Annotated in this window: 20 protein-coding genes; 12 read left to right on the top strand and 8 right to left on the bottom strand. The window is 74.7% G+C overall.

Annotated elements, in window-relative coordinates; all coding sequences use genetic code 11:
- The first annotated feature begins 59 nt into the window (after positions 1 to 59).
- Positions 60 to 488 carry a DUF4307 domain-containing protein gene (locus AB2L27_RS07550; RefSeq protein ID WP_370440864.1) on the top strand — a complete coding sequence of 143 codons (429 nt, stop codon included), beginning with the start codon at positions 60 to 62 and terminating at the stop codon, positions 486 to 488.
- Positions 489 to 611: 123 nt separating this feature from the next.
- Positions 612 to 1,109, top strand: a complete 498-nt coding sequence (gene greA / locus AB2L27_RS07545) for a transcription elongation factor GreA (RefSeq protein WP_370440863.1) — start codon at positions 612 to 614, stop codon at positions 1,107 to 1,109.
- A 73-nt stretch (positions 1,110 to 1,182) separates the two neighbouring features.
- Here the strand turns inward: greA and AB2L27_RS07540 are convergent, their stop codons facing one another.
- Complete coding sequence (locus AB2L27_RS07540; RefSeq protein WP_370440862.1) at positions 1,183 to 2,376, bottom strand: AI-2E family transporter; 1,194 nt, start codon at positions 2,374 to 2,376, stop codon at positions 1,183 to 1,185.
- Between the two features lie 77 nt (positions 2,377 to 2,453).
- Between AB2L27_RS07540 and AB2L27_RS07535 the strand changes: the two genes are divergently transcribed.
- Entirely contained in the window at positions 2,454 to 3,881 is a 1,428-nt protein-coding gene (locus AB2L27_RS07535; RefSeq protein WP_370440861.1) for a magnesium chelatase, read from the top strand.
- Here AB2L27_RS07535 and AB2L27_RS07530 read toward each other — a convergent pair.
- The gene (locus AB2L27_RS07530; RefSeq protein ID WP_370440860.1) at positions 3,869 to 4,525 is read right to left on the bottom strand and encodes a rhomboid-like protein; all 657 of its coding nucleotides are present in this window, start codon (positions 4,523 to 4,525) and stop codon (positions 3,869 to 3,871) included. The two genes, AB2L27_RS07535 and AB2L27_RS07530, sit on opposite strands and share 13 nt — an antisense overlap.
- 51 nt (positions 4,526 to 4,576) lie before the next feature.
- Positions 4,577 to 6,082: a CoA-acylating methylmalonate-semialdehyde dehydrogenase gene (locus tag AB2L27_RS07525; RefSeq protein WP_370440980.1), complete on the bottom strand. Its 1,506-nt coding sequence runs from the start codon at positions 6,080 to 6,082 to the stop codon at positions 4,577 to 4,579.
- 257 nt (positions 6,083 to 6,339) lie between these two features.
- On the opposite strand from AB2L27_RS07525, the gene AB2L27_RS07520 reads away from it, so the two are divergent.
- Positions 6,340 to 8,355, top strand: coding sequence for a vWA domain-containing protein (locus AB2L27_RS07520; protein WP_370440859.1), 2,016 nt, complete (start codon positions 6,340 to 6,342; stop codon positions 8,353 to 8,355).
- A gap of 91 nt (positions 8,356 to 8,446) precedes the next feature.
- On the opposite strand, the gene AB2L27_RS07515 is transcribed toward AB2L27_RS07520, so the two are convergent.
- Positions 8,447 to 9,625: a cystathionine gamma-synthase gene (locus AB2L27_RS07515; RefSeq protein WP_370440858.1), complete on the bottom strand. Its 1,179-nt coding sequence runs from the start codon at positions 9,623 to 9,625 to the stop codon at positions 8,447 to 8,449.
- Positions 9,626 to 9,686: 61 nt separating this feature from the next.
- On the opposite strand from AB2L27_RS07515, the gene msrA reads away from it, so the two are divergent.
- The 4 genes from msrA (at position 9,687) to AB2L27_RS07495 (ending at position 13,714) form a co-directional block, all read left to right on the top strand.
- Positions 9,687 to 10,358 (top strand): peptide-methionine (S)-S-oxide reductase MsrA, encoded by a 672-nt coding sequence (msrA, locus tag AB2L27_RS07510; protein WP_370440857.1) that lies wholly within the window; start codon positions 9,687 to 9,689, stop codon positions 10,356 to 10,358.
- Between the two features lie 239 nt (positions 10,359 to 10,597).
- Positions 10,598 to 11,341 carry a response regulator gene (locus AB2L27_RS07505; protein ID WP_370440856.1) on the top strand — a complete coding sequence of 248 codons (744 nt, stop codon included), beginning with the start codon at positions 10,598 to 10,600 and terminating at the stop codon, positions 11,339 to 11,341.
- Positions 11,342 to 11,366: 25 nt separating this feature from the next.
- On the top strand, positions 11,367 to 12,590 hold the full coding sequence (locus AB2L27_RS07500; protein WP_370440855.1) for an ATP-binding protein: 1,224 nt from the start codon (positions 11,367 to 11,369) through the stop codon (positions 12,588 to 12,590).
- Complete coding sequence (locus AB2L27_RS07495; protein WP_370440854.1) at positions 12,587 to 13,714, top strand: hypothetical protein; 1,128 nt, start codon at positions 12,587 to 12,589, stop codon at positions 13,712 to 13,714. Before AB2L27_RS07500 ends, AB2L27_RS07495 begins: the two co-directional genes overlap by 4 nt.
- A gap of 26 nt (positions 13,715 to 13,740) precedes the next feature.
- On the opposite strand, the gene AB2L27_RS07490 is transcribed toward AB2L27_RS07495, so the two are convergent.
- Both AB2L27_RS07490 and AB2L27_RS07485 read right to left on the bottom strand, forming a co-directional pair.
- Positions 13,741 to 14,913, bottom strand: coding sequence for a dihydrodipicolinate synthase family protein (locus AB2L27_RS07490; protein WP_370440979.1), 1,173 nt, complete (start codon positions 14,911 to 14,913; stop codon positions 13,741 to 13,743).
- A gap of 77 nt (positions 14,914 to 14,990) precedes the next feature.
- A complete protein-coding gene (locus tag AB2L27_RS07485; RefSeq protein ID WP_370440853.1) occupies positions 14,991 to 16,139 on the bottom strand; it encodes a Gfo/Idh/MocA family protein in 1,149 nt (382 codons plus the stop codon).
- Between the two features lie 81 nt (positions 16,140 to 16,220).
- Between AB2L27_RS07485 and AB2L27_RS07480 the strand changes: the two genes are divergently transcribed.
- The 4 genes from AB2L27_RS07480 to AB2L27_RS07465 all read left to right on the top strand — a co-directional run bounded on the left by AB2L27_RS07480 (position 16,221) and on the right by AB2L27_RS07465 (position 20,182).
- Entirely contained in the window at positions 16,221 to 17,009 is a 789-nt protein-coding gene (locus AB2L27_RS07480; protein ID WP_370440852.1) for a sugar phosphate isomerase/epimerase family protein, read from the top strand.
- A gap of 124 nt (positions 17,010 to 17,133) precedes the next feature.
- Complete coding sequence (locus AB2L27_RS07475) at positions 17,134 to 18,189, top strand: efflux RND transporter periplasmic adaptor subunit (RefSeq protein ID WP_370440851.1); 1,056 nt, start codon at positions 17,134 to 17,136, stop codon at positions 18,187 to 18,189.
- The gene (locus AB2L27_RS07470) at positions 18,189 to 18,941 is read left to right on the top strand and encodes an ABC transporter ATP-binding protein (RefSeq protein ID WP_370440850.1); all 753 of its coding nucleotides are present in this window, start codon (positions 18,189 to 18,191) and stop codon (positions 18,939 to 18,941) included. The genes AB2L27_RS07475 and AB2L27_RS07470 overlap by 1 nt, the downstream gene beginning before the upstream one ends.
- Positions 18,938 to 20,182 carry an ABC transporter permease gene (locus tag AB2L27_RS07465; RefSeq protein WP_370440849.1) on the top strand — a complete coding sequence of 415 codons (1,245 nt, stop codon included), beginning with the start codon at positions 18,938 to 18,940 and terminating at the stop codon, positions 20,180 to 20,182. The genes AB2L27_RS07470 and AB2L27_RS07465 overlap by 4 nt, the downstream gene beginning before the upstream one ends.
- Positions 20,183 to 20,197: 15 nt before the next feature.
- Here the strand turns inward: AB2L27_RS07465 and manD are convergent, their stop codons facing one another.
- Together manD and AB2L27_RS07455 are read right to left on the bottom strand one after the other, a co-directional pair.
- Positions 20,198 to 21,412, bottom strand: a complete 1,215-nt coding sequence (gene manD, locus AB2L27_RS07460; RefSeq protein ID WP_370440848.1) for a D-mannonate dehydratase ManD — start codon at positions 21,410 to 21,412, stop codon at positions 20,198 to 20,200.
- A gap of 7 nt (positions 21,413 to 21,419) precedes the next feature.
- Positions 21,420 to 22,775: an ABC transporter substrate-binding protein gene (locus tag AB2L27_RS07455; protein ID WP_370440847.1), complete on the bottom strand. Its 1,356-nt coding sequence runs from the start codon at positions 22,773 to 22,775 to the stop codon at positions 21,420 to 21,422.
- Between the last annotated feature and the right edge of the window lie 52 nt (positions 22,776 to 22,827).

Here is a 22,827-nt window from a genome sequence, read left to right as displayed (position 1 = left end):
CCATCCTCGCCGATCCGCGGTGCCGTGCAGGCACCGCCCTCCACCCCGGGAGCCAGCCTGTGAGTCCGTCCCGGCCCGACGTCCCGGCCGACGTGCTGGCCCAGCGGTACGGGCGGCGCCCGCGCGTCGGGCGGCCCTGGTACCGGCGCCCGGGCCCGCTGGCGGCGGCGGCCGTGGGCGGCGCGCTCGTGCTCGCCTACGGCGGGTGGCTGGCGGTCGCGCAGTCCCAGGGGCCCTCCTACACCGAGATCAGCCACCGCGTCATCGACGACCGCACCGCCCAGATCCGCTTCAGCGTCACCCGGCCCGCCGGCACGCAGGTCCGCTGCCAGGTGCACGCCCTGGACTCCTCCTCCTCGGAGGTGGGGCTCGTCCAGGTCGACGTGCCGGCCTCGGAGGAGACCTCCGTGCAGGAGTCGGTGCAGGTCAGGACGACGTCGCGGGCCGTCACCGTCGGCGTGGAGTCCTGTTCAGCGGTGGAGCCCTGAGCGTTCCCCGGCTAGGCTGGGCGTTTCGAGTCGCTCGCTCCCGCGGTCGCGGGGCCGGGCGACTCGGTGTTTTGCGCCGGGGTGCAGGAGGCACCCCGACAGGTACGTGACAGGGAGCAGACCGTGAGCGAGACGACCACCGAGAGCACCACGTGGCTGACCCAGGACGCCTACGACCGGCTCAAGGGCGAGTACGAGCACCTCTCCGGTGAGGGCCGCACCGAGCTCGCCAAGCGCATCGAGCAGGCGCGCGAGGAAGGCGACCTGAAGGAGAACGCGGGGTACCACGCGGCCAAGGAGGAGCAGGGCAAGCAGGAGCTGCGCATCCGCCAGCTGCGCCACCTGCTGGAGACCGCCCAGGTCGGCGAGGCCCCCGCCTCGGCCGCCGGCGAGGTCGGCCTGGGCCACGTCGTGACGGTGGAGCTGGCCGGGGACGAGATGACGTTCCTGCTGGGCAGCCGCGAGATGGGCGACGCCGCCGGTCTGGACGTCTACTCCGAGAAGTCCCCGCTGGGCTCGGCCATCCTCGGCAGGAAGGCGGGCGACGAGGTCGCCTACACCGCCCCCAACGGCAAGGAGTTCCCGGTCAAGGTCGTGGACACCAAGCCGTACACCGGCTGACCGACGGACCCCGCGTCCGGACGTCGTCCGGGCGCACCACCGCCCGGACGACGTCCCCCGCGTCCGGGCCGCCTCAGCGTTCCACCGCCCGCCCCTGCGTGCCCCCCTCGACCTCCTCGTGCTCGGTCCCGTCGGTGGGGTCGGGTTCCTCCGGCGCCAACGGCGCGTCCGAGTCGGTGATCTCCTCCACCTGCGGGTCGGGCCGGCCACCGCGGGCCAGCGCCCCGATCCCGGACTTCAGCACCGCCACCAGCGGCACCGCGAACAGCGCCCCGACGATCCCGAAGACCGTCGCCCCACCGGCCACCGCGAGGAGGACCGCGAGCGGGTGGACGGCGACGGCGCGGCCCATGAGGAACGGCTGCAGCAGGTGGCTCTCGATCTGCTGCACGAGGATCACGACGCCCAGCATGATGAGCGCGGTCACGAAGTCGTGGGCCACCAGCGCGACGAGGACGGCGACCGTGCCCGACAGCAGCGCCCCGACGATGGGGATGAACGCGCCGAGGAAGACGAGCAGACCCAGCGACGTGGCCAGCGGCACCTGCAGGATCGCCGCCCCGATCGCGACCCCGATCCCGTCGGCGAGGGCGACGACGATGGTCGCCCGCATGTAGTGCGTCAGCGTCACCCACGACTGCCGGGACGCGTCGTCCAGCGGGTCGCGCGCGGGCAGCGGCAGCAGGTGCAGCAGCCAGGACCAGATGCGCCGGCCCTCCAGCAGGAAGAAGAACGCGGCGAACAGGCAGATGAAGAACCCCGCGACCACGTGCCCGGCCGTGACCACGACGCCGGTCGCCCCGGCGATGAGCGTCTCGCGGTTGGCCGCCAGGGCGTCCTCGGCCTGCTGCACGTAGTCGGAGATGGCGGTCGAGGTCAGCTGCAGCGGCCCCTCGGACAGCCACCGCTCCACCTCCGCGACACCCTGGGTGGCCTGCTGCTGCAGCTGCGGGAACTGCTCGGCGGCCTGGGAGCCGACGATGGTGACCAGCCCGGCCACGACCCCCGCCGCGACGAGCATCGTCCCCAGCGCCGCCAGCCCCCGCCGCACCCCGACGCGGTGGTGCAGCAGGTTCACCAGCGGCAGCAGCAGCGCGGTGATGAGCAGCGCGACGAGCACCGGGATGACGATCTCGGAGAGGAAGCTCAGGCCGTAGGCCAGCAGCACGACACCGGCGACGACGACGAGGAACCGCCAGGACCAGTCCGCGGCCAGCCGCAGCGCGGGGCTGACGTAGGGGCGGTGGTCCGGGCGCGAGGGGTGCACGGGGGTCATCCTGCCCCCGGCGGGGAATCGCCGCGCCCCCGTGGCCCTCTGGCGCGCACGGACGTAGGTTCGCCGGTGTGAGCACCAGCGAGACTCCCACGCTCCCCCTGCAGCCCCCCGCCGACCTGCCCCGCACCCTGGGCGCCCTGCGCGCCTCCGGCCACGAGCACCGCTCCGTCAAGGACGAGCTGCGCGCCAACCTCGTCGAACGCCTGCGCACCGGGCAGGACCGCTTCCCCGGTGTCGTCGGCTACGAGGACACCGTCGCCCCCGAGCTGGAACGGGCCCTGCTGGCCGGGCACGACGTCGTCCTGCTCGGCGAGCGCGGTCAGGGCAAGACGCGCCTGCTGCGCTCCATCGTCGGCCTGCTCGACGAGTGGACCCCCGTCATCGAGGGCTCGGAGCTCAACGAGCACCCGTACGCGCCCCTGACGCCGGCCTCCCGGCGCCGGGTGGTGGCCGAGGGCGAGGAGCTGCCCGTGGCCTGGCTGCACCGCTCGCTGCGCTACGGCGAGAAGCTCGCGACGCCCGACACGTCCGTGGGCGACCTCATCGGTGACGTCGACCCCGTCAAGGTCGCCGAGGGCCGCACCCTGGGCGATCCCGAGACGATCCACTTCGGCCTCGTCCCGCGGACCAACCGCGGGGTCTTCGCCGTCAACGAGCTGCCCGACCTGGCCGAGCGCATCCAGGTGGCGCTGCTGAACGTGCTGGAGGAGCGCGACATCCAGGTCCGCGGCTACCAGCTGCGGCTGCCGCTGGACCTGCTGCTGGTCGCCAGCGCCAACCCCGAGGACTACACCAACCGCGGGCGGATCATCTCCCCGCTGAAGGACCGCTTCGGGGCCGAGGTCCGCACGCACTACCCCCTGGAGCTGTCCCTGGAGGTGGACCTGGTCCGCCAGGAGGCCGCGACGGTGGCCGAGGTGCCCGAGCACCTGCTGGAGGTCATCGCCCGCTTCACCCGCGGGGTCCGTGAGTCCCCCTCGGTCGACCCCGCCTCCGGCGTCTCGGCCCGGTTCTCCATCGCCGCGGCCGAGACCGTCTCGGCCGCGGCGCTGCGCCGGCACGCGCTGTCCGGGGAGGGCACCGACCCGGTCGCCCGCGTCGGGGACCTGCACACCGTCGTCAGCGTGCTCGGCGGCAAGGTCGAGTTCGAGCAGGGCGAGGAGGGCCGGGAGGTGGAGGTCCTGGAGCACCTGCTGCGCACCGCGATCGCCGAGACGTACCGCGCCCTGCTGGGCGGGGCGGAGCTGTCGGGCTTCTCCGAGCTGGTGACCGAGGGCCGCACCATCGAGACGGGCGACCTGGTGCCGGCCGAGCGGCTGCTGGAGCAGGTCGGGACGGTCGCCGGGCTCGCCCAGGTGCTGGACCGGCTGGGGCTGGCCGAGGCCACCCCGGGCCGGGCCGCGGCGGGGGTGGAGTTCGTGCTGGAGTCCCTGCACCTGACCCGCCGCCTGGACAAGCTCGTCCTGGACGACGGGCGGACGGTCTACGGCAGCTGAGCCGCCGCGGCCGGCGGCCGGGCGGGGGGTCCGGCCCCGCGGTGCACCAGCACCGCGAGGCCGAACCCGATGAGCAGGGCCACGAGGTGGCCCAGGGCCGTGAAGTCGGGGGCGAGCACCAGGACGAGCGCGAGCCCAGCCGACGGCAGGACCACCCACGGCACGCGGGCCCACCGCGGGACCCGGGCGCCGAGCAGCCCCAGCAGGCACGCCAGGCCGTAGCTGACCCCCACGTCCGGGGCGCGCGCCACCGAGGGGTCCAGTCGGCCGTGGGTCAGGCCGGCGGCCAGGACCGTGGCGACGACGAGGCTGGCCCCGACGTGCCCGAAGCCGAAGGCGACGACGGTCGCCACCCGGCCCAGCCAGCGCTGCACCGCGACCAGGCCCGCCACGAGCGGGAGGAGGACGAGCAGCCCGGCCGGGTGCGGGACGACCACCGCGGACAGCACGAGGACGCGCGCCGGTGAGCGCCGCAGGTTCGCCAGGTTGGTGCTGGACTCCTGCACGAACCGGGCCCCCTCGGCCGGGGACTGGGTGTGCAGGACGAGGAAGACGCCGAGCACCGCGAGGGTGTGGAGGACGGCGAGGTCGAGGCCGCGGGGCAGCCCGTGGACCTGACCGCGCCACCGCTGGAGGGTGCGCACCGGGACAGTGTCGACCTGCTGCCCCGGGCGCACCCGTCCAGCGGCCGGGCGTCAGTCGTTCTGGGGGAACCCCAGGTTCAGACCGCCGTGGGAGGGGTCCAGCCACCGCTCGGTGACGACCTTGCCGCGGGTGAAGAAGTGCACGCCCTCGACGCCGTGGGCGTGGGTGTCGCCGAACAGCGACTGCTTCCAGCCACCGAAGGAGAAGTACCCCACCGGCACCGGGACGGGCACGTTGATGCCGATCATCCCGACCTGCACCTCGTTGCGGAACTTGCGCGCCGCGCCGCCGTCGTTGGTGAAGATCGCCACGCCGTTGCCGTAGCGGTTGCGGTTGATGAGGTCCAGGCCCTCGTCGTAGCTGCCGACGCGCACGACGGACAGGACGGGCCCGAAGATCTCGTCGGTGTAGATCGACATGTCGGTGCCGACCTTGTCGAACAGGGTCGGGCCCAGCCAGAACCCCTCAGCGACCGCCTCGTCGTCCTGGGCGTCCGGGACGACCTCGCGGCCGTCGATGACGAGTTCGGCGCCCTCGGCCACGCCCGCGTCGACGTAGCCGGTGACCTTGTCCCGGTGCGGGCCGGTGACCAGCGGGCCCATGTCGCAGCCGCGGCGGCCGTCGCCGGTGCGCAGCGTCGCCACGCGCTCCTTGATCTTGCCGATCAGCTCGTCGGCGACGGAGTCGACGGCCACCAGGGCCGAGATCGCCATGCACCGCTCCCCGGCCGAACCGAACCCGCCGTTGACGGCGGCGTCGGCGGCCAGGTCCAGGTCGGCGTCGGGCAGGACGAGCATGTGGTTCTTCGCCCCGCCCAGGGCCTGCACGCGCTTGCCGTGCCGGGTGCCCGTCTCGTACACGTACTGGGCGATGGGCGTGGACCCCACGAAGGAGACCGACGCCACGTCCGGGTGCTCCAGCAGCCCGTCGACGGCGACCTTGTCCCCTTGCAGGACGTTGAACACGCCGTCGGGCAGGCCGGCGTCCTTCCACAGCTGCGCGATGAAGTTCGCGGCCGAGGGGTCCTTCTCGCTGGGCTTGAGGACGACGGCGTTCCCCGCGGCGATGGCCAGGGGGAAGAACCACATCGGGACCATCGCGGGGAAGTTGAACGGGGAGATGATCGAGACGACGCCGAGGGGCTGGCGCACGGAGAACACGTCGACCTTGGTGGAGGCGTTCTCGGTGAAGGCGCCCTTGAGCAGGTGGTTGATGCCGCAGGCCAGCTCGACGATCTCCTGCCCGCGCGAGACCTCCCCGAGGGCGTCGGACAGGACCTTGCCGTGCTCGGCGGTGATGATCTCGGCCAGTTCGGGCTTGCGCTGGTTCAGCAGCTCGCGGAACTTGAACAGGATCGTCGTGCGACGGGCCAGGGAGGTGTCGCGCCAGGCCGGGAAGGCCGCCTTGGCCGCGGCGACGGCGGCGTCGACGTCGTCCTGCGAGGCCAGGGCCAGGGTCTTGGTGCGCTTGCCCGTGGCCGGGTCGTAGACGTCCGCCGACCGGTCCCCGGTCCCCGCCGCGGGAGCACCGGCGATCCAGTGCCCGACGTGGGGCAGGTCCCCGGTCGAGCCGGTGTCACCAGCGGCGGCGGTGGTGCTGGCGGTGGTGGTGGTCACGGGATGCCCTCCTCGGACGTCGGCGGCACGAGCTGGCCGGTGGGCCGCTGCCCACCGGGGTGCGGGGACATCATGCCACCCACGAGACCCCCTTTGTCCAGACAAACTGTCATTGTTCCGGTGCGCTGGCCGACACTCCGGCACCCCGCGCGCCCCGACCCGTGGCGGGCGCCGGACCCGCGACGTAGCGTGCCGACGTGGCTCGAGACGCGTGGAGCAGGCGACGGGGTGGGCGGTACCGGTACGGGGAGTGGGCCGGCGGCCCGGACCCGCTGGCCCCGCCCTACGACGTGCGCTCGGCCCTGGACCGCCTCGGGCGGGAGGTCCTGTCCGGCGGGTCCCTGCGCGAGGCCCTGCGGAACGTGCTGCGCCAGGGCCCCGACGGCCGCTCCGGCCTGGACGACCTGCGCGCCCGCGCCGCCCGGCTGCGGCGCGAGGCCGCCCGCCGGGGGAACCTCGACGGCGCCCTGACCCAGGCCCGCGCCCAGCTCGACCAGGCCCTGGCCGCCGAGCGCGACGCCCTCGCCGGCCGCGACGACGACGACGCCCGCTTCGCCGAGACGCGCCTGGACGCCCTGCCCCGCTCCACCGCCCAGGCCGTGCGCGACCTGGAGGACTACCCCTGGGCCAGCGAGCAGGCCCGGCAGCAGTACCGGCAGATCCTCGACCGGCTGCGCGACGACGTCGTCGGCCAGCAGTTCAAGGGGATGAAGGACGCGCTGCAGAACGGCAGCCCCGAGACGATGCAGGCGCTCAAGGAGATGATGAGCGACCTCAACGACCTCCTCGCCAAGAAGGCCCGCGGCCAGGACACCCCCGAGGACTTCGAGCAGTTCATGGCCGAGCACGGCGACACCCTCGGCGAGGAGGGGATCGAGAACCTCGACGACCTCGTCGACGCCCTCGCCCGCCGCGCCGCGGCCGCCTCCCGGCTCATGCGGTCCCTGTCCCCGCAGCAGCGCGAGGAACTGTCCTCCCTGATGCAGCAGGCCCTGGGGAACGACGTGGACCTGCAGGCCCAGATGGCCCAGCTCGGGGACAACCTGCGCGCCCTGCGCCCGGACCTGGACTCCACCCGCGGCGAACGCGTCCGCGGCCAGGGCGAACCCCTCGGCTACGGCGAGGCCGCCGACGCGCTGCAGGACATCTCCGAGCTCGACGACCTCCTCGATCAGCTCGGTCAGGAGCACCCCGGCGCCACCCTCGACGACGTCGACGTCGAGGCCCTGGAGCGCCAGCTCGGTCGGGGCGCCGCCGACGAGCTGCAGCGCCTGCGCGACCTGGAACGCGAACTGCAGCGGCAGGGCTGGCTGTCCCGCTCCGCCGACGGGCTCACCCTGTCCCCCAAAGCGTTGCGCCGCCTCGGGCAGACCGCCCTGCGGGAGGTGCTGGGCCGGCTGGACACCGGCGGGCGCGGCGACCACGAGAACACCGACGCCGGCGCCGGCGGGGAACCCACCGGGGCCACGCGCCGCTGGCGGTTCGGCGACGAGCAACCCCTCGACGTCGTGCGCACCGTCTCCAACGCCCTGCAGCGCGGCGCCGCGACCGGATCGACCGGTGCGGTCCGGCTGTCCTGGGAGGACTTCGAGGTCACCGAGACCGAACGCCGCGCCGGCGCGGCCGTCGCCCTGTGCGTGGACCTGTCGTTCTCGATGGCCGCCGAGGGCCGGTGGGGCCCGATGAAGGAGACGGCCCTGGCGCTGTCGCACCTCATCTCCACGAAGTTCGCCCACGACGAGCTGCAGATCGTCGGGTTCGGCCTGCACGCCCTGCCCATGAGCGTCGGTGAGCTCGCCGAGGTCGAACCGGACTTCGTGCAGGGCACGAACCTCCAGCACGCCCTGAGCATCGCCCGCCGCCACCTGCGCCGGCACCCCGACCTCGAACCCGTGGTCCTCGTCATCACCGACGGCGAACCCACCGCCCACCTCGTCGAGGGCCGCGACGCCACCGAGTCGTTCTTCCAGTGGCCCCCCACGGCCGAGACGATCCGCGCGACCGTCCGCGAGGTCGACCTGCTCACCCGTTTCGGGGCCACGATCAACCTGTTCATGCTCGGCGAGGACCCGGGCCTGCGCCGGTTCGTGGAGGCCGTCGCCCGCCGCAACGGCGGCCGCGTCCTGTCCCCCAGCCCCGACCGCCTCGGGCAGTACGTCGTCGACGACTACCTGCGCTCGCGCGCCGGGCGGTCCACCCGCCGCGCGTCCTGACCCACCCCGACGGCCGCGCGGGGAAGGCCCCGTTGCCTCCGCGAGGCCGATCATCGGCCTCGCGGAGGCAACGGGGCGAAACCCGGGGGCGTCAGCCGAGCGCCTGCGCGAGGTCGGCGACGAGGTCGTCGGCGTCCTCGATGCCGACGGACAGGCGCACGAGGTCGTCCGGGACCTCCAGCAGCGACCCGGCGACCGAGGCGTGCGTCATCTTCCCCGGGTGCTCCACGAGGGACTCCACCCCGCCGAGGGACTCCCCGAGGGTGAACAGCTCCGTGGCCCCGCAGACGGCGAGCGCGTCGTCCACCGACGCGGTGCGGAAGGAGATCATCCCGCCGAAGCGCTTCATCTGCCGCGCGGCGACGTCGTGGTTACGGTGCTCGGGCAGGCCCGGGTAGAGGATCTTCGTCACGCGCGGGTGCGACTGCAGGAACTCCACGACGCGCTCGGCGTTGTCGCAGTGCCGTTCCATCCGCACCGCGAGCGTCTTCAGGCCGCGCTGGACGAGCCAGGAGTCGAACGGGCCCGGGACGGCGCCCATCGAGTTCTGGTGGAAGCCGATCCGCTCGACCACGGAGCCCCCACGGCCGTCCTCGACGTCGCGCACGACGACCGCTCCCCCGACGACGTCGGAGTGCCCGCCGGCGTACTTCGTCGTGGAGTGCACGACGAGGTCGGCGCCCAGGGTCAGCGGCGTCTGCAGGTACGGGGTGGCGAACGTGTTGTCCACGACGAGCAGCGCCCCGACGGAGTGGGCGAGCTCGGCGAGCGCCGCGATGTCGGCGACGGTGAGCAGCGGGTTGGTCGGCGTCTCGACCCACACCATCCGGGTGTTCGGCCGCAGGGCGGCGCGGACGGCGTCGACGGAGGCCAGGTCGGCGGGGGTGTGCTCCACGCCCCACGGCTCGGCGACGCGCTTGACGAGGCGGTACGTCCCGCCGTAGGCGTCGTTGGGGATGACGACGTGGTCGCCGGGCTGCAGCAGCGCGCGCAGGATCGCGTCCTCGGCGGCCAGGCCGGAGGCGAAGGCGAACCCGGCCGCGCCCTGCTCCAGCGAGGCGAGCTGGGTCTCCAGCGACGTGCGCGTCGGGTTGCCCGAGCGGGAGTACTCGTAGCCGGTGCCGAGCCCGGTCCGCAGCGCACCCACGCCGTCCTGCTTGTACGTGGACACCTGGTAGATGGGGGTCACGACGGCACCGGTGGCGGGGTCGGCCTCCTGGCCGGCGTGCAGGGCGCGGGTGGAGAAGCCGTGGGGCTGGTCGGAAGTCACACCGGGAAGGCTACGGGCCCGGCCGTGGTTGACCAGACCGACACCGATGGAGGGAGTTGGGATGCTGTTCGGCAACCCGTTCAAGACGGCGATGGTCCCCGCCGAGGAGGCCCTGCGCGGCTCGGAGACGCGCCGCTTCGAGGTCCCGAAGACCCACACCGTCCTCGGGACGCCGCTGGAAGGGCCCTGGCCCGAGGGCACCGAGGTGGTGTCCTTCGCGATGGGCTGCTACTGGGGTGCCGAGCGCATCTTCTGGCAGCAGCCGGGCGTGGTGACCACGGCGGTCGGCTTCCAGGGCGGGTTCACGCCGAACCCGACGTACGAGGAGTCCACGACGGGCCGCACCGGGCACGCCGAGACCGTCCTCGTGGCCTACGACCCGACGGTGACGAGCCCGGAGCAGTTGCTGAAGGTCTTCTGGGAGAACCACGACCCGACGCAGGGCTACCGCCAGGGCAACGACCGCGGCACGGAGTACCGCTCCGCCGTCTACACGACGACGGACGAGCAGTTCGAGGCGGCGCAGCGCACGAAGGAGACCTTCCAGCGCGAGCTCACCGAGCACGGCCACGGCCGCATCACCACGGAGATCCGTCCCGTGAGCGAGGCCGGGCGGTTCTGGTACGCCGAGGACTACCACCAGCAGTACCTAGACAAGGTCCCCAACGGGTACTGCAACCACGGCCCGAACGGCCTGACCTGCCAGATCGGGCTCGTCACGACCGACGACTGATCGCCGGCCGGACGCGGAGAGGGGACGGTGCCCGCGGGCACCGTCCCCTCTGTCCTGCGTACGCCCCCCGACGCATGCCGGGCCACCCGTCCCCCCGGCGGGGAGCCCACAGGAATCCTGACAGACGCACCGGCGCCGGAACACCGTCGCGGTGGCCCCCTTTGGGGGGTACGCGACCGGCGGCGCGGGCCGCCGGGAGCCCGGGACCTCGCTACCCTCGCCCCCAGGAGGGAGGTCCCGTGGGACTGACTGGGGGTCGAGGTGTCGGCCCGGACGGGGCGGACGCCGTGCGGCGCCCGCGGCTGCACGTCGCCGCCGTGGACGACCACCCCGCCCTGCTGGCCGGGCTGGAGGTCGAGCTGGCCCGGCTCGAGGACTCCTTCGTCTTCGTGGCCACGGCCCCGACCGTCCCGGACCTGCTGGCCCGGCTCGCGGGCACGCCCGCCCCGGACGTGGTGCTGCTGGACCTGCGCCTGGGCGACGGCTCGGACCCGGCCGGCAACGTCGCCGCCCTGCTCGCGCGGGGCTCGCGCGTGCTGGTCTACACCGAGGGCCGCCAGCACGCCGAGGCGCTGGCGGCGCTGCAGGCCGGAGCGCAGGGGGTCCTGCTGAAGGACCGCCCGGTGACCACGGTGGCCGAGGCGCTGCGCGCGGTGGTCGAGGGGGAGACGGTCTCCTCGGCCGAGACGGCGGCGGCGCTGCAGGTCGACGACGTCCTCACCTCCCACCTGTCCCCGCAGGAGCGCCGCGTCCTGGAGCTGTACGCCGGCGGGATGCCGGCGCGGTCGGTGGCGCTGCGGCTCGGCGTGACGCAGGAGACGGCCAAGAGCTACCTCAAGCGCATCCGGGCCAAGTACGCGGCGCTGGACCGGCCGGCCTACACGCGCATGGAGCTGTACCGGCGGGCGGTGGAGGACGGCGTCCTGGCCCCGCTGCCCGCCCCCGGGACCCCTGGGCCCGTCCCCGGGCGTCCGGCCCCGTGACGGCACCCCGCACGGCGGGCCGGCGGTGAGCGCGCGCGGGGTCCGGCGGCTGCTGGCCCTCGTGCTCGCCCTGGCCGTCCTGTCGGTCGCCCCGACCGTGGCGACCACCGTCGCCGGCGGTCGCGGGAACGCCCCGGCGGTCTGGACCGTGCCGGTGCTGGCCGGCTACGGCGCGACGCTGGCCCTGCTCGCGCGCCAGGCCGTGCAGCGCCACGGCCCGGCCCCCGGAGCCGACGGCCCGACCGTCTCGGCCTGGGTGCTGGTGGTCCTCGGCGACGTCGCGCTGGCCACGTACCCGCTCGTCGTGCACGGCCCGGAGGACGACGTCCCGTGGGTGCTGTCGCTGTCCCCGGTCACCGTCGGGGCCGGGGCCGTCGCGGTGTCGTCGGTGACCGGCGCCCTGGCCCTGGCCGCGGTGCACCTGGCGCTGCGGGCGGCCCTGCAGCTGTCCGGGGTCTGGACGGTGCCGCCCGACGTGGGCGCGCTGGAGGCCACCGGCCTGGTCGTCATCGCCGTCGCCGCCGCGGTCGCGGTGCTGGCCGTCCGCGGATCGGCCCGGCAGCTGGACGCGGCCCGGGCCGCGGCGGCGCGGGCCGCGGCGGGCGCGGCGGCGGCCGAGGCGGTCGAGCAGGAGAACTCCCGCTGGGACGGGATCGTCCACGACGACGTGCTGGCCTCCCTGTCCCTGGCCGCGCACGCCCGCGACGACACCGACCGGCTCCACGCGCGGCAGGCCGCGGGCCGGGCCCTGACCAGCGTCGTGCACGAACCCGACGGTGGGACGGGCCCGGGCCGGCCGGTGCCGGTCGCCGACGCGGTCCACCGGCTCGGGGAGGCCGTCGCGGCCGAGCTGCCCGCGGCCGACCTGCGCCCGGACCCGGACCGCTCGCGGGCCCTGGTGCCCGCCGAGGCCCTGGAGGCGCTGCGGGCCGCGACGGTCGAGGCGTGCCGCAACGCCCGCCGGCACGGCGCGCGCGAAGGCGTGGCCCCCGGGGTGCGGGTGCGGGTGCGGGTGCGCTCCCCCGGGCCGGACGGGCCGGGGCGGCTGAGCGTGGAGGTGCGCGACGACGGGGCCGGGTTCGACCCCCGCCGGGCGAGTCCCCGGCTCGGGCTGGACGTGTCGGTGCGCCGGCGCGCGGCGGTCGTCGGCGGCCGGGCCCTGGTGCGCTCGGCCCCGGGGGTGGGGACGGTCGTCCTGCTCAGCGTCCCGGTGCTCGACCCGGCCGGCCTCCCGGGGGCCCGGGCGTGACGCGGGTGCAGCGCGCCTGCCTGCTCGGCGCCGTCATCTGGCTGTTCTCCCACGGCCCGCTCGTGGCGCTGCTGTCCCTGCACCAGCACCGGTGGCCGGGGCTGTCGGTGACGGCGCTGCTGGCCGTCCTGGCGGTCAGCGCCGCGGCGGTGCGACCGCTGCTGGGGGGGCCGATCGCGCTGTCGCGGCCGGCGGCCCTGGCGATGGCGACCGTCGTGCCGCTCAGCGGACTGGCCGTCACCCCGTTCCTGGACGAGGGGCTGTGGCGCACGTACGCCAACTGGTGGCCCGGGCTGACGCAGATCGTCGTGGCCGCCCTGGTGCTGCGGCGCCGGCCCCTGGCCGCCCTGGGCGCCGAGCTGGCCTCGGCGGGCGTGCTCGCCGCGTGCGTGCTGTCCTCGGGCCTGCCGCACCGGGCGGTGGCGTTCGCGGCGCTGAACCAGCCCGCCCTCGTGTGGTTCACGGCCGCGGTGGGGGTGCGCCTGCTGTTCGACCGCACGGCCCGGGACGTAGCCCGGTACACGGCCGAGGAGAGCGCCTCGGTGGCCGGGCGCGCGGCCGCCGAGGCCCGCAGCCGCAGCGCACAGCGGCGGCGCGAGGACCTGGAGCACGACGTGGTCCCGCTGCTGCGGCGGGTCGCGCTGACCGACCCCGGCGAGCCCTCCTGGCCCGGGCTGGCCCGGGCCGCCCTGGCGGTCGAACGCCGCCTGCGCGACGACCTGCGCGCCCGCGACCTGCTGGACGAGGACGTCCGCGTCGCGCTGCGCCGGGCGCGCGGGCGCGGCTGCGAGGTCGACGTCGTGGACGACCGCCGCCACGGGCCCGGGGGCGGGGACGACGCGGCCGGTCCCGGGTTCACGGCTGCGCTGCGCGCGCTGCTGGCCCCGGCCCTGGACGCCTGCGGCACCGCGCGGGTGACGTTGCGCCTGCCCCCGCAGGGCCGGTGGGCGACGCTGTCGGTCGACGGGTCCGCCCAGGAGGCCGGCGCCGTGGCCGCCGTCCTGGGCGCGGGGCACCCGCCCGGGGCCGGGCTCGTCGTGGAGACCGACGTGCGGGCCGTGGGCGGGGCCGGGTCCCTGTGGGCCGAGCTGCGCCCCGCGCCCGGGGCCCGCCCGGTGCCCTGACGCGGGGCGCTCGCCCGGCCCGGCCCTCACACCAGCCCGTGCACCGCCAGGTACTGCCGCATCCGCCCGGCCGCACCGGCCGGGTCGGTCAGGACGCCGGCCCGGTCGGCGAGCACGAACGTGCGGGCCTGGTGCACGGCGCTGCGGGCCGCGTGCAGCCCGCCGACCATGGCGTACCCGGGCTGGCGGCCGTCGAGCCAGTTCAGGAACGCGATGCCGGCCTTGTAGTACGGCGTCGGGGCGCCGAACACGTGCCGGGCCAGCTCCACCGTCGGGTCCAGGGCGGCCCGAAACCCGGCGACGTCCCCGGCGTCGAGCCGGACGAGCCCGGCCGCGGCGATCTGCGGGATGCCCGCGAAGATCCCCAGCAGGGCGTCGCTGTGGGACTGCCCGTCGCCGGCGATGAGGTCGGGGTAGTTGAAGTCGTCGCCGGTGTAGAGCCGGACACCGGCGGGCAGCCGCCGCCGCAGCGCCCGCTCGTGGTCGGCGTCGAGCAACGAGACCTTGACCCCGTCGACGCGGGAGGCGTTGGCCTGCACCAGGTCGCAGAACGCGTCGGTGGCCGCGGCCACGTCGCGCGAACCCCAGTACCCGGCCAGGGCCGGGTCGAACACCTCCCCCAGCCAGTGCAGGACGGCGGGGCGGCGCACCTGGGCGAGCAGCCCGGAGTACAGCTCCAGGTAGTCCTCGGGACCGACCGCCGCGGCGGCCAGGTGGCGCGAGGCCATGAGGATCGGCTGGGCGCCGGCGTCCTCGACCAGGGCGAGCTGCTCCTCGTAGGCGGCGCGCACCGCGGCCAGGGGGTGCAGGCCGGGGTCGAGCTGGTCGGTGCCGACCCCGGCGGCGATGGCCCCGCCGACCGAGGCGGCCTCGGCCGCGCTGCGGCGCACCAGGTCGGCGGTGGCGGCGAAGTCCAGGCCCATCCCCCGCTGCGCGGTGTCCATCGCCTCGGCAACGCCCAGGCCCAGGGACCACAGCCGGTGCCGGAAGGCGAGGGTGGAGTCCCAGTCCAGGACGGCCGGGGCGCCCGGCACGTTCTCGGCGTCCACGCGCGGCACGACGTGGGCCGCCGCGAACACCGCGCGCGAGGTCGCCGGCCCGGTCGGGACCTCCCACGCGACGGGTTCGGACACGGCGTGGTCGACGAGTTCGACCGCCCCGGAGGCCGAACGTTGCGGTACCCGCACGACCTCGCCCACGAGGGCGCGCTCGCCGGTGGCCGTCCCGGCGTTCGTCACCGTCCCGGCGTTCGTCACCGTCCCGGCGTTCGTCACCGTCACAGCACGATCTCCTCGAGCTCGATGCGCCGGCCCTGCGCAGAGGAGGCCAGCCCGGCCTCGGCCAGCCGCACGCCCCGGGCGCCGGAGAGGAAGTCGTAGGGGTGCGGGGTGTCGGCCACGACGTGCCGGACGAACTGCTCCCACTGCGTCTTGAACCCGTTGTCGAACGTGGTGTTGTCCGGGACGGGCAGCCAGTCGTCGCGGTAGCGGTGCGCCTCGGGCAGGTCGGGGTTCCACACGGCCTTGGGCGTCGCCGAGCGCGGCTGCACCTTGCAGCCGAACAACCCGGCGACGGCGCTGCCGTGGGTGCCGTCGACCTGGAACTCGACGAGTTCGTCGCGGTCGACGCGGACGGCCCAGGAGGAGTTCAGCTGGGCGACGATCCCGCCCTCGAGCTCGAAGATCGCGTAGGCCGCGTCGTCGGCGGTCGCCTTGTAGGCCTCGCCCTTCTCGTCGTGGCGGACCGGCACGTGCGTCACGGCGCGCGCGGTCACGGCCTCGACGGGGGCGACCGTCTGCTCCAGGACGTAGTTCCAGTGGCAGAACATGTCGGCGACGATGCCGCCGCCGTCCTCGGCGCGGTAGTTCCAGCTCGGCCGCTGCGCGGGCTGCCAGTCCCCCTCGAAGACCCAGTACCCGAACTCCCCGCGGACGGAGAGGATCTGGCCGAAGAACCCCGACTCCACCAGGCGCCGCAGCTTGACCAGGCCGGGCAGGAAGAGCTTGTCGTGCACGACGCCGTTCTTGACCCCGGCGCTGGTCGCGGCGCGGGCCAGGTCGATCGCGCCCTCGAGGGTCTCGGCCGTCGGCTTCTCGGTGTAGACGTGCCGGCCGGCGGCGATGGCCTTGTGGATCGACTGCTGGCGGGCCGAGGTCAGCTGGGCGTCGAAGTAGAGCGGGTAGTCGTCGTCGGCCAGGGCGCCGTCGACGTCGGTGGTGAACTTCTCCAGGCCGTGGCGCCGGGCGATGTCGCGCAGCTTGTCCTCCGACCGCCCGACCAGCAGCGGTTCGAGCTGCACCCGGGAACCGTCGGGCAGTTCCACACCGCCCTGTTCGCGGATCGCCAGGACCGAGCGCAGCAGGTGCTGCCGGTACCCCATCCGACCCGTCACGCCGTTCATGACCACACCGAGGCGTTGCGTCATCGCGGGCCTCCTCCTGACTCGTTGGGAATGCGCTTTCCCAAAGGCTAGGCCAGCGAGCGCCGCCGTGCAAGGATCGATCGCGTGCTCATCCCAGGACTGTGCTCGGTGACCTTCCGGCAGCTCGACCCGCCGGCCCTCCTCGACCTGGCCGCGCGCGCCGGCCTGGCCACGGTCGAGTGGGGCGCCGACGTCCACGTCCCCGTCGGGGACCGGGCCCGGGCCCGGGAGGTCGCGGCCCGCACGGCCGACGCCGGGCTGACCGTGGCCTCCTACGGCTCCTACCTGCGGGCCGGGGTCGCCGGCGGGGCCGAGGGCGGACCCGACGTCGCCGACGTGCTGGGGACCGCCGCGGCGCTCGGCGCCCCGCGCGTGCGGGTGTGGGCCGGGGACACCGGCTCGGCCGGCACCGGCGACCGCGGCCCGGTCGTGCGTGCGCTCGCCGACGCCGTCCGCCGCGCCGACGACCTCGGCCTGCAGATCGGCACCGAGTCCCACGGCGGGACGCTCACCGACACGACGGACTCCACGCTGCGGCTGCTGCGGGAGGTCGACGACCTCGTGGGCCGGCCGGCCCTGACGACCTACTGGCAGCCGACGGTCGACGCCACCGACGAGGAGGCCCTGGCCGAGCTGGCCGCGTTCGGCGACCGGGTCAGCACCGTGCACGCCTTCTCCTGGGGACCGGGCACGCAGCGCAACCCGCTGCGGACGCGGGAGGCGCTGTGGACGCGGGTCGCCGCCGCGCTGCGGGAGTCGGGGGACGGGCACGACGTCCTGCTGGAGTTCGTCCCCGAGGACGACCCGGACGTGCTGGCGCGGGAGGCGATGGCGTTGCGGGAGTGGTTGAACGCCGCACCGGCGACGCGCTGATTTCCAGGACCCGGTTCCTCCCCCACCCCCCGCGGTGCCGCTGCTACGTTCCGCGCAGCCGCTCGGGGGAACGGCGGAGGCACCCGGCACCAGCGACCCCCGGCCGCACGAGAGAGGTGTCGTCGTGGGTGTCGTCAGGACCGTGGTCTTCCCCGCGCTCAGGCTCGTCGTCTGGGCGCTCATCGCGATCGCCCTGCTGTGGATCGCGTTCGTGCGCACGGGCGAGCGCGACGCCGGCGCGGCGGCGAGCCCGTCCGCCGTCGTCGACCCCCCGGCCACGGCGATCGTGCGCGGGGACGTGGTGAACACGGTGGACCTGCAGGGCACCATCGCGGCCGACCCCGCCACGACCGTCAAGGCGACGGCCGCCGGGCAGGTCGGCAGGGTGCGCGCCGAGGTCGGCCAGGCGGTGGAGAAGGGCACCCCGTTGTTCACGGTCGTCGTCACCGTGGAACCCCCCGCCACGAGCACGGCCACGGGCACGGCCGGGGACCCGGCGGCGACCGGCGGCGCGCCCGCGGCCACGACGAAGACCGTCACCGTGACGTCGACCGTCGCGGGCACGCTGGCCACCCTCGACGTCCTCGCCGGCCAGGACGTGACCGTCGGGCAGGCTGTGGCCACCGTCAGCCCCGGCACCCTGACGGTCTCGGCCCCGCTCACCCAGGCCCAGCAGTACCGCCTCCTGACGCCCCCCACGAGCGCGCAGGTCACCGTGCCCGGCGGCCCGGGGACCTTCGAGTGCACCGGGCTGCGCACCGGCACCCCACCGGCCGGCGGTGAGAGCGGGTCCGGGGGCGGGGGCGGCGGGACCGACCCCTACACCGGGATGCCCGCCGACCCCTCCAGCGCCATGACGGGCGCGAACGTCACCTGCGCCGTCCCGGACGGGGTCCAGGTCTTCGCCGGTCTGTCCGCCGCGGTAGAGGTCACCGCCGGGCAGGCGAGCGGGGTGCTGCTGGCCCCCGTGACCGCCGTCCGGGGCACCGTCGGCACCGGCACGGTGTGGACGGTCGCCGAGGACGGCAGCACCACCGAGACCCCCGTGACGCTGGGGCTGACCGACGGGGAGAACGTCGAGATCACCGGGGGCCTCGACGAGGGCCGGCAGGTGCTGCAGTTCGTCCCCGGCACCGACACCCCGACCGACCCGGGCGGCATGTACGGGATGGGGTACTGATGGGCCCCGGCGACCCCCGGCCGGGCGCACCGGCCCTGTCCCTCACCGGGGTCTCCCGCAGCGTCCGCCTCCCCGACGGCACCGACCTGCGCATCCTCACCGGCGTCGACCTGCACGTCGCCCGCGGCGAGCACGTCGCCGTCGTCGGCCGCTCGGGGTCGGGCAAGTCCACGCTGCTGAACATCATCGGCCTGCTCGACACCCCCACCAGCGGTGAGTACCTGCTCGACGGCCGGCCCACCGCGGGCCGTTCGGCCCGCCGGACCGCGAGGTTGCGCGGGCAGACGTTCGGGTTCGTGTTCCAGCAGTTCAACCTGCTGCCCGGGCGCACGGCGACGGAGAACGTGGCCAACCCCCTGCTCTACGGCAGCGGCCGGGAGTTCTGGCACCGCCGGCGCACCGCCCGGGAGATGCTCGAACGCGTCGGGCTCGGGCACCGGCTGGACACCATGCCCGAGAAGCTGTCCGGTGGTGAGCAGCAGCGCGTGGCCCTGGCCCGCAGCCTCGTCCGCCGGCCCCGGGTCCTGCTGGCCGACGAACCGACCGGCGCCCTGGACGTCGACACCGGCTCGGCGGTCATGGACGTGCTGGAGGAGCTCGTGCGCGAGGACGGCACGACCCTGGTCACCATCACGCACGACCTGTCCGTCGCCGCCCGCGCCGACCGGCGGTTCCGCCTCGACCACGGCGTCCTGTCCGAGATCACGGCCGACGCGGCCGCGAGCGCCACCGCGCACCGGGAGACGGTGTGACGGGCGCGGCGGGGTTCCTCACCGGCCTGGTCGCGGCCGTCACCGAGGCGTGGAGCGAGATCCGCGTGCACCGCGTGCGCGTCGTGCTGTCCCTGGTCGGGGTGTTCCTGGCGGTGTTCGCGATGACGACCATCACCGCGGCCGGGAACATGGCGCGGCAGATGGTCGGGGAGGGCAACGAACGCGCCGCCGGGCGCCCGGCGACGCTGAACGTCAACGCCTACCCGAACGGGCCGCTGTCGGCGGAGACGACGCGCACCGCCCAGGCGGCGCTGCGCGAGGCCGCCACGCGGCACGAGACGGCGTGGTGGGGGCTGACCTCCCAGGGCGGGGGTCAGCTCACCGCCCGGTTCCCGGCCGGGACCCAGCTCGTGCAGGCCACCAGCGTCGACCCCAGCTTCGGCACGATGCACCGCGTCATCACCGACCGGGGCCGCTGGTTCACCGGCGCGGACACGCAGGCGTTCTCCCCCCGGCTCGTGGTGAACCAGGCCTTCGCCGACCAGCTCGGCGGGTTCGACCCGGCCCGGCCGCCGACGGTCGTACTGGGCGGGGACACCCCGGTGACGGCGACCGTCGTCGGGATCTCGGCCGGGGCGAGCTACGACCCGCAGGTGCCGGGCGCCTACGTCCTGAACGCCGACGTCACCCGCTGGAACCTCACCGGGGACCCGGCGAACACCTCCCCGCCCACCCTGGAGCTGTGGGTGCCCGACGCCGACGCCGAGGCGCTGGTCGCGGCCCTGCAGACCGAGGTCCAGGCCAGCCTGCCGGGGTACTCGGTCTCGGTCTGGCGCCAGGACGCCGGCGACGAGCTCGGCATCATCGACACCGTGCTGGCCTACGGCGTCCGCGGCGTCGGCGTGTTCGCGCTGCTGCTCGGCGGCATCGGCGTCCTCAACGTCGGGCTCGTCACGGTGCGGCAGCGGATCCGCGAGATCGGGGTGCGCCGCAGCTTCGGCGCGACCGGGGCCCGGGTGTTCTTCGCCGTCCTGCTGGAGTCGGTGGCGGCCACGTTCGTCGCGGGGTTCGCCGCCGTGGTGCTGTCGGTCGTCCTGGTGTCGAACGTCCCGCTGGAGGCCGTCCTGCCCGCCGGGGTCACCCTGCAGGACGTCCCGCCGTTCCCGGTCTCGGCCGCGGTCGAGGGGCTGCTGGCGGCCACCGCCGTCGGGGCCCTGGCGGGGCTGGTCCCGGCGACGATGGCCGTGCGGGCCAAGGTCATCGACGCGATCCGCTACTGACCCCGCCGGGGCGGCTCACCAGTCGTGCAGGGTGCCGTCCCGGCGGCGGGCCACGGGCAGGTACCGCGGTTCGTAGGGGAACCGGGCCGCGGCCCGCTCGTCGAACTCCACCCCGAGGCCGGGGGCCTGGCCGGGGTGCATGTACCCGCCGCTGAAGGTGTACGACGAGGTGAACACCTCCCCCGCCGGGTCGCGGTGGCCCATGTGCTCCTGGATCCCGAAGTTCGGGATCGCCAGGTCCAGGTGCAGGGCCGCCGCGTGCGCGACCGGGGACAGGTCCCCGGCGCCGTGGGCCCCCGAACGCACCCCGTACAGCTCGGCGAGGGCGTAGAGCTTGCGCAGGTGCGAGATCCCCCCGGTGTGCGAGACGGACGTGCGGACGTAGTCGACGAGCCGTTCGGTGATGAGGGTCTGCACGTCCCAGATGGAGTTCAGCACCTCCCCCACGGCCAGCGGGGTCGTCGTGTGCGCCCGGACCGTGCGGAACGCGCTCTGGTCCTCGGCCGGGGTGGCGTCCTCGATCCAGAACGGCCGGTAGGGCTCCAGGGACCTGCCCAGTCTCGCGGCCTCGATGGGCGTCAGCCGGTGGTGCACGTCGTGCAGCAGGTGCACCCCGAACCCGAACCGGTCGCGGACGGCCTCGAACACCCGCGGGGCGAAGTCGAGGTAGGACGTGGTCTCCCACGTCGTCTCCTCCGGCCGCGCCCCGCTGGCCGGTTCGTAGATCAGCCCGTCGTGCTGGGAGACGCCGTAGGTGCCGACCACCCCGGGCACCGCGGCCTGGATGCGCACCGCCTCGTACCCCTGCTCCAGGTGCGCCGCGACGGCCTCCAGCAGCTCGGGGACGTCGCGGCCGTCGGCGTGGCCGTAGACGAGGACCCCGTCGCGGGAGGCGCCGCCGAGCAACTGGTAGACCGGCAGGCCCGCCACCTTGCCCTTGACGTCCCACAGGGCGACGTCGACGGCCGCGACGGCCGTCATGGTGACCGGCCCCCGCCGCCAGTAGGCGCCCTTGTAGAGGTACTGCCAGGTGTCCTCGATGCGGGCGGGGTCGCGTCCGACGAGCAACGGGCAGACGTGGTCGCGCAGGTAGGACGCGACGGCCAGCTCCCGGCCGTTGAGCGTCGCGTCCCCCACCCCCACGACCCCGTCGCTCGTCTCGACGACGAGGGTGACGTAGTTGCGCCCGGGTGAGCTGACGACCACGCGGGCGTCGGTGATCCTCGTCATCGCCGGCTCAGAGCAGGCTCTCGGCGGTGGAGACCGTGCGCTGGGCGCCTTCGGCCGGGGTGGTCCTGCCGAAGATCACCTCGGTGCCGATCGTGGGGAAGTCGGTGTTCCACGCGGAGGCGGTGGCGGGCGTGACCTGCGGCGGGTCGACCACCTCGGACGTGATCTCCTGGGTGAACTCCAGGGCGATGGTGCCCTGCGGGCTCAGCGCGGGCAGGATGTCCTCCTGCACCGCCGGGATCGCGGGGATGCCGCGCTCGGTGGTCAGGATCGTCGTGGCCGCGGGGTCGGTGAGCATGAAGTCGATGAACTTCGCCGCGTTCTCGCTCTGGGAGGTGCGGGAGGCGATCGACCAGTACATCGAGGCCTTGTTCACCATCCGGGGCGACTCGCCGGCGCTCTGGGCGGGCAGCCGCAGCAGCTGCAACGTGTTCCCGCTCGCGGCCGCGTAGGCGGAGATCTGGGTGTGGAACTGCAGGTGGAAGGCCGAGCGGTTGGTCGCGAAGAGGGTCGCGTCCAGCGCGGCGGAGGTGTTCTCGCTCTGGATCGACGCCGGGGGTGTGGCCCCGATCTCGATGAGGCGGTTGGCGTACTCGAAGAAGCGGGTCACGGTGTCCACCTCGACGGGGGTCTCCCCCTCGCGGGGGAAGACCTCCTGCCCGAACTGGCGCACCCAGGAGCCGAGTTCCGCCGTGCCCGCCCCGAACATGTCGAACCCGAAGATCCCCTGGGCACCCAGGGCGGTGCTCACCTGGGCGGCGATGTCGGCGAAGTCGTCCCAGGTCCAGGTGGTGTCGTCGGGCATGGGGACGCCGGCCTGCTCCAGCAGCACGGGGTTCACCCCCACCGAGAAGTTGCCGGTGCCGATGGGCGCCCCGACGAAGGTGTCGTCCACCACCCCGGTCTCGCGCATGTTCTCGTTCATGTCGGACAGGTCCAGCTGGTCCGAGACGGTCTCGAGGTCCAGCAGCGCACCGCGGGTGCCGTAGGCGGCGATGTAGAGCTCGTCCATCTGGATGACGTCGGGCGAGTCGTTGGCGGCCGTCCCCGTCGCGAGCTTGTCCCAGTAGGCGGTCCACTCGGTGTTCTCGATCGTGACCTTGATGTCCGGGTTGGCCTTCTCGAACGCGGCCGCGGCCTCCTGGGTGAGCTTGAGGCGGGAGTCGTTGCCCCAGGTCGACACGCGCAGGGTGCCGCCCCCACCGTCGCCTCCGGAGGACCCGCCGGAGCTGCCGGGGGCGCAGGCGGCCAGGGCCGCGACGGACCCGGTGGCGGCCAGGGTCGTGACCGCCTGGCGCCGGGTCAGGCCCCGGCGGGTGGTGGTGGGGTTCGGGGTCGCGGGGTTCACGTCAGCGTTGATCATGTCAGCGAGGCCGTTCTCGTCGAAGGTGCGCGGAGTGGTGCGTGCGGGCGGG

It is taken from the genome of Kineococcus halophytocola, from assembly GCF_041276425.1.
In the GTDB taxonomy this organism is placed as follows: Bacteria; Actinomycetota; Actinomycetes; order Actinomycetales; family Kineococcaceae; genus Kineococcus; species Kineococcus halophytocola.
The sequence above is the reverse complement of the archived record's forward strand: the minus strand, read 5'-3'. Positions and strand labels throughout refer to the sequence as shown.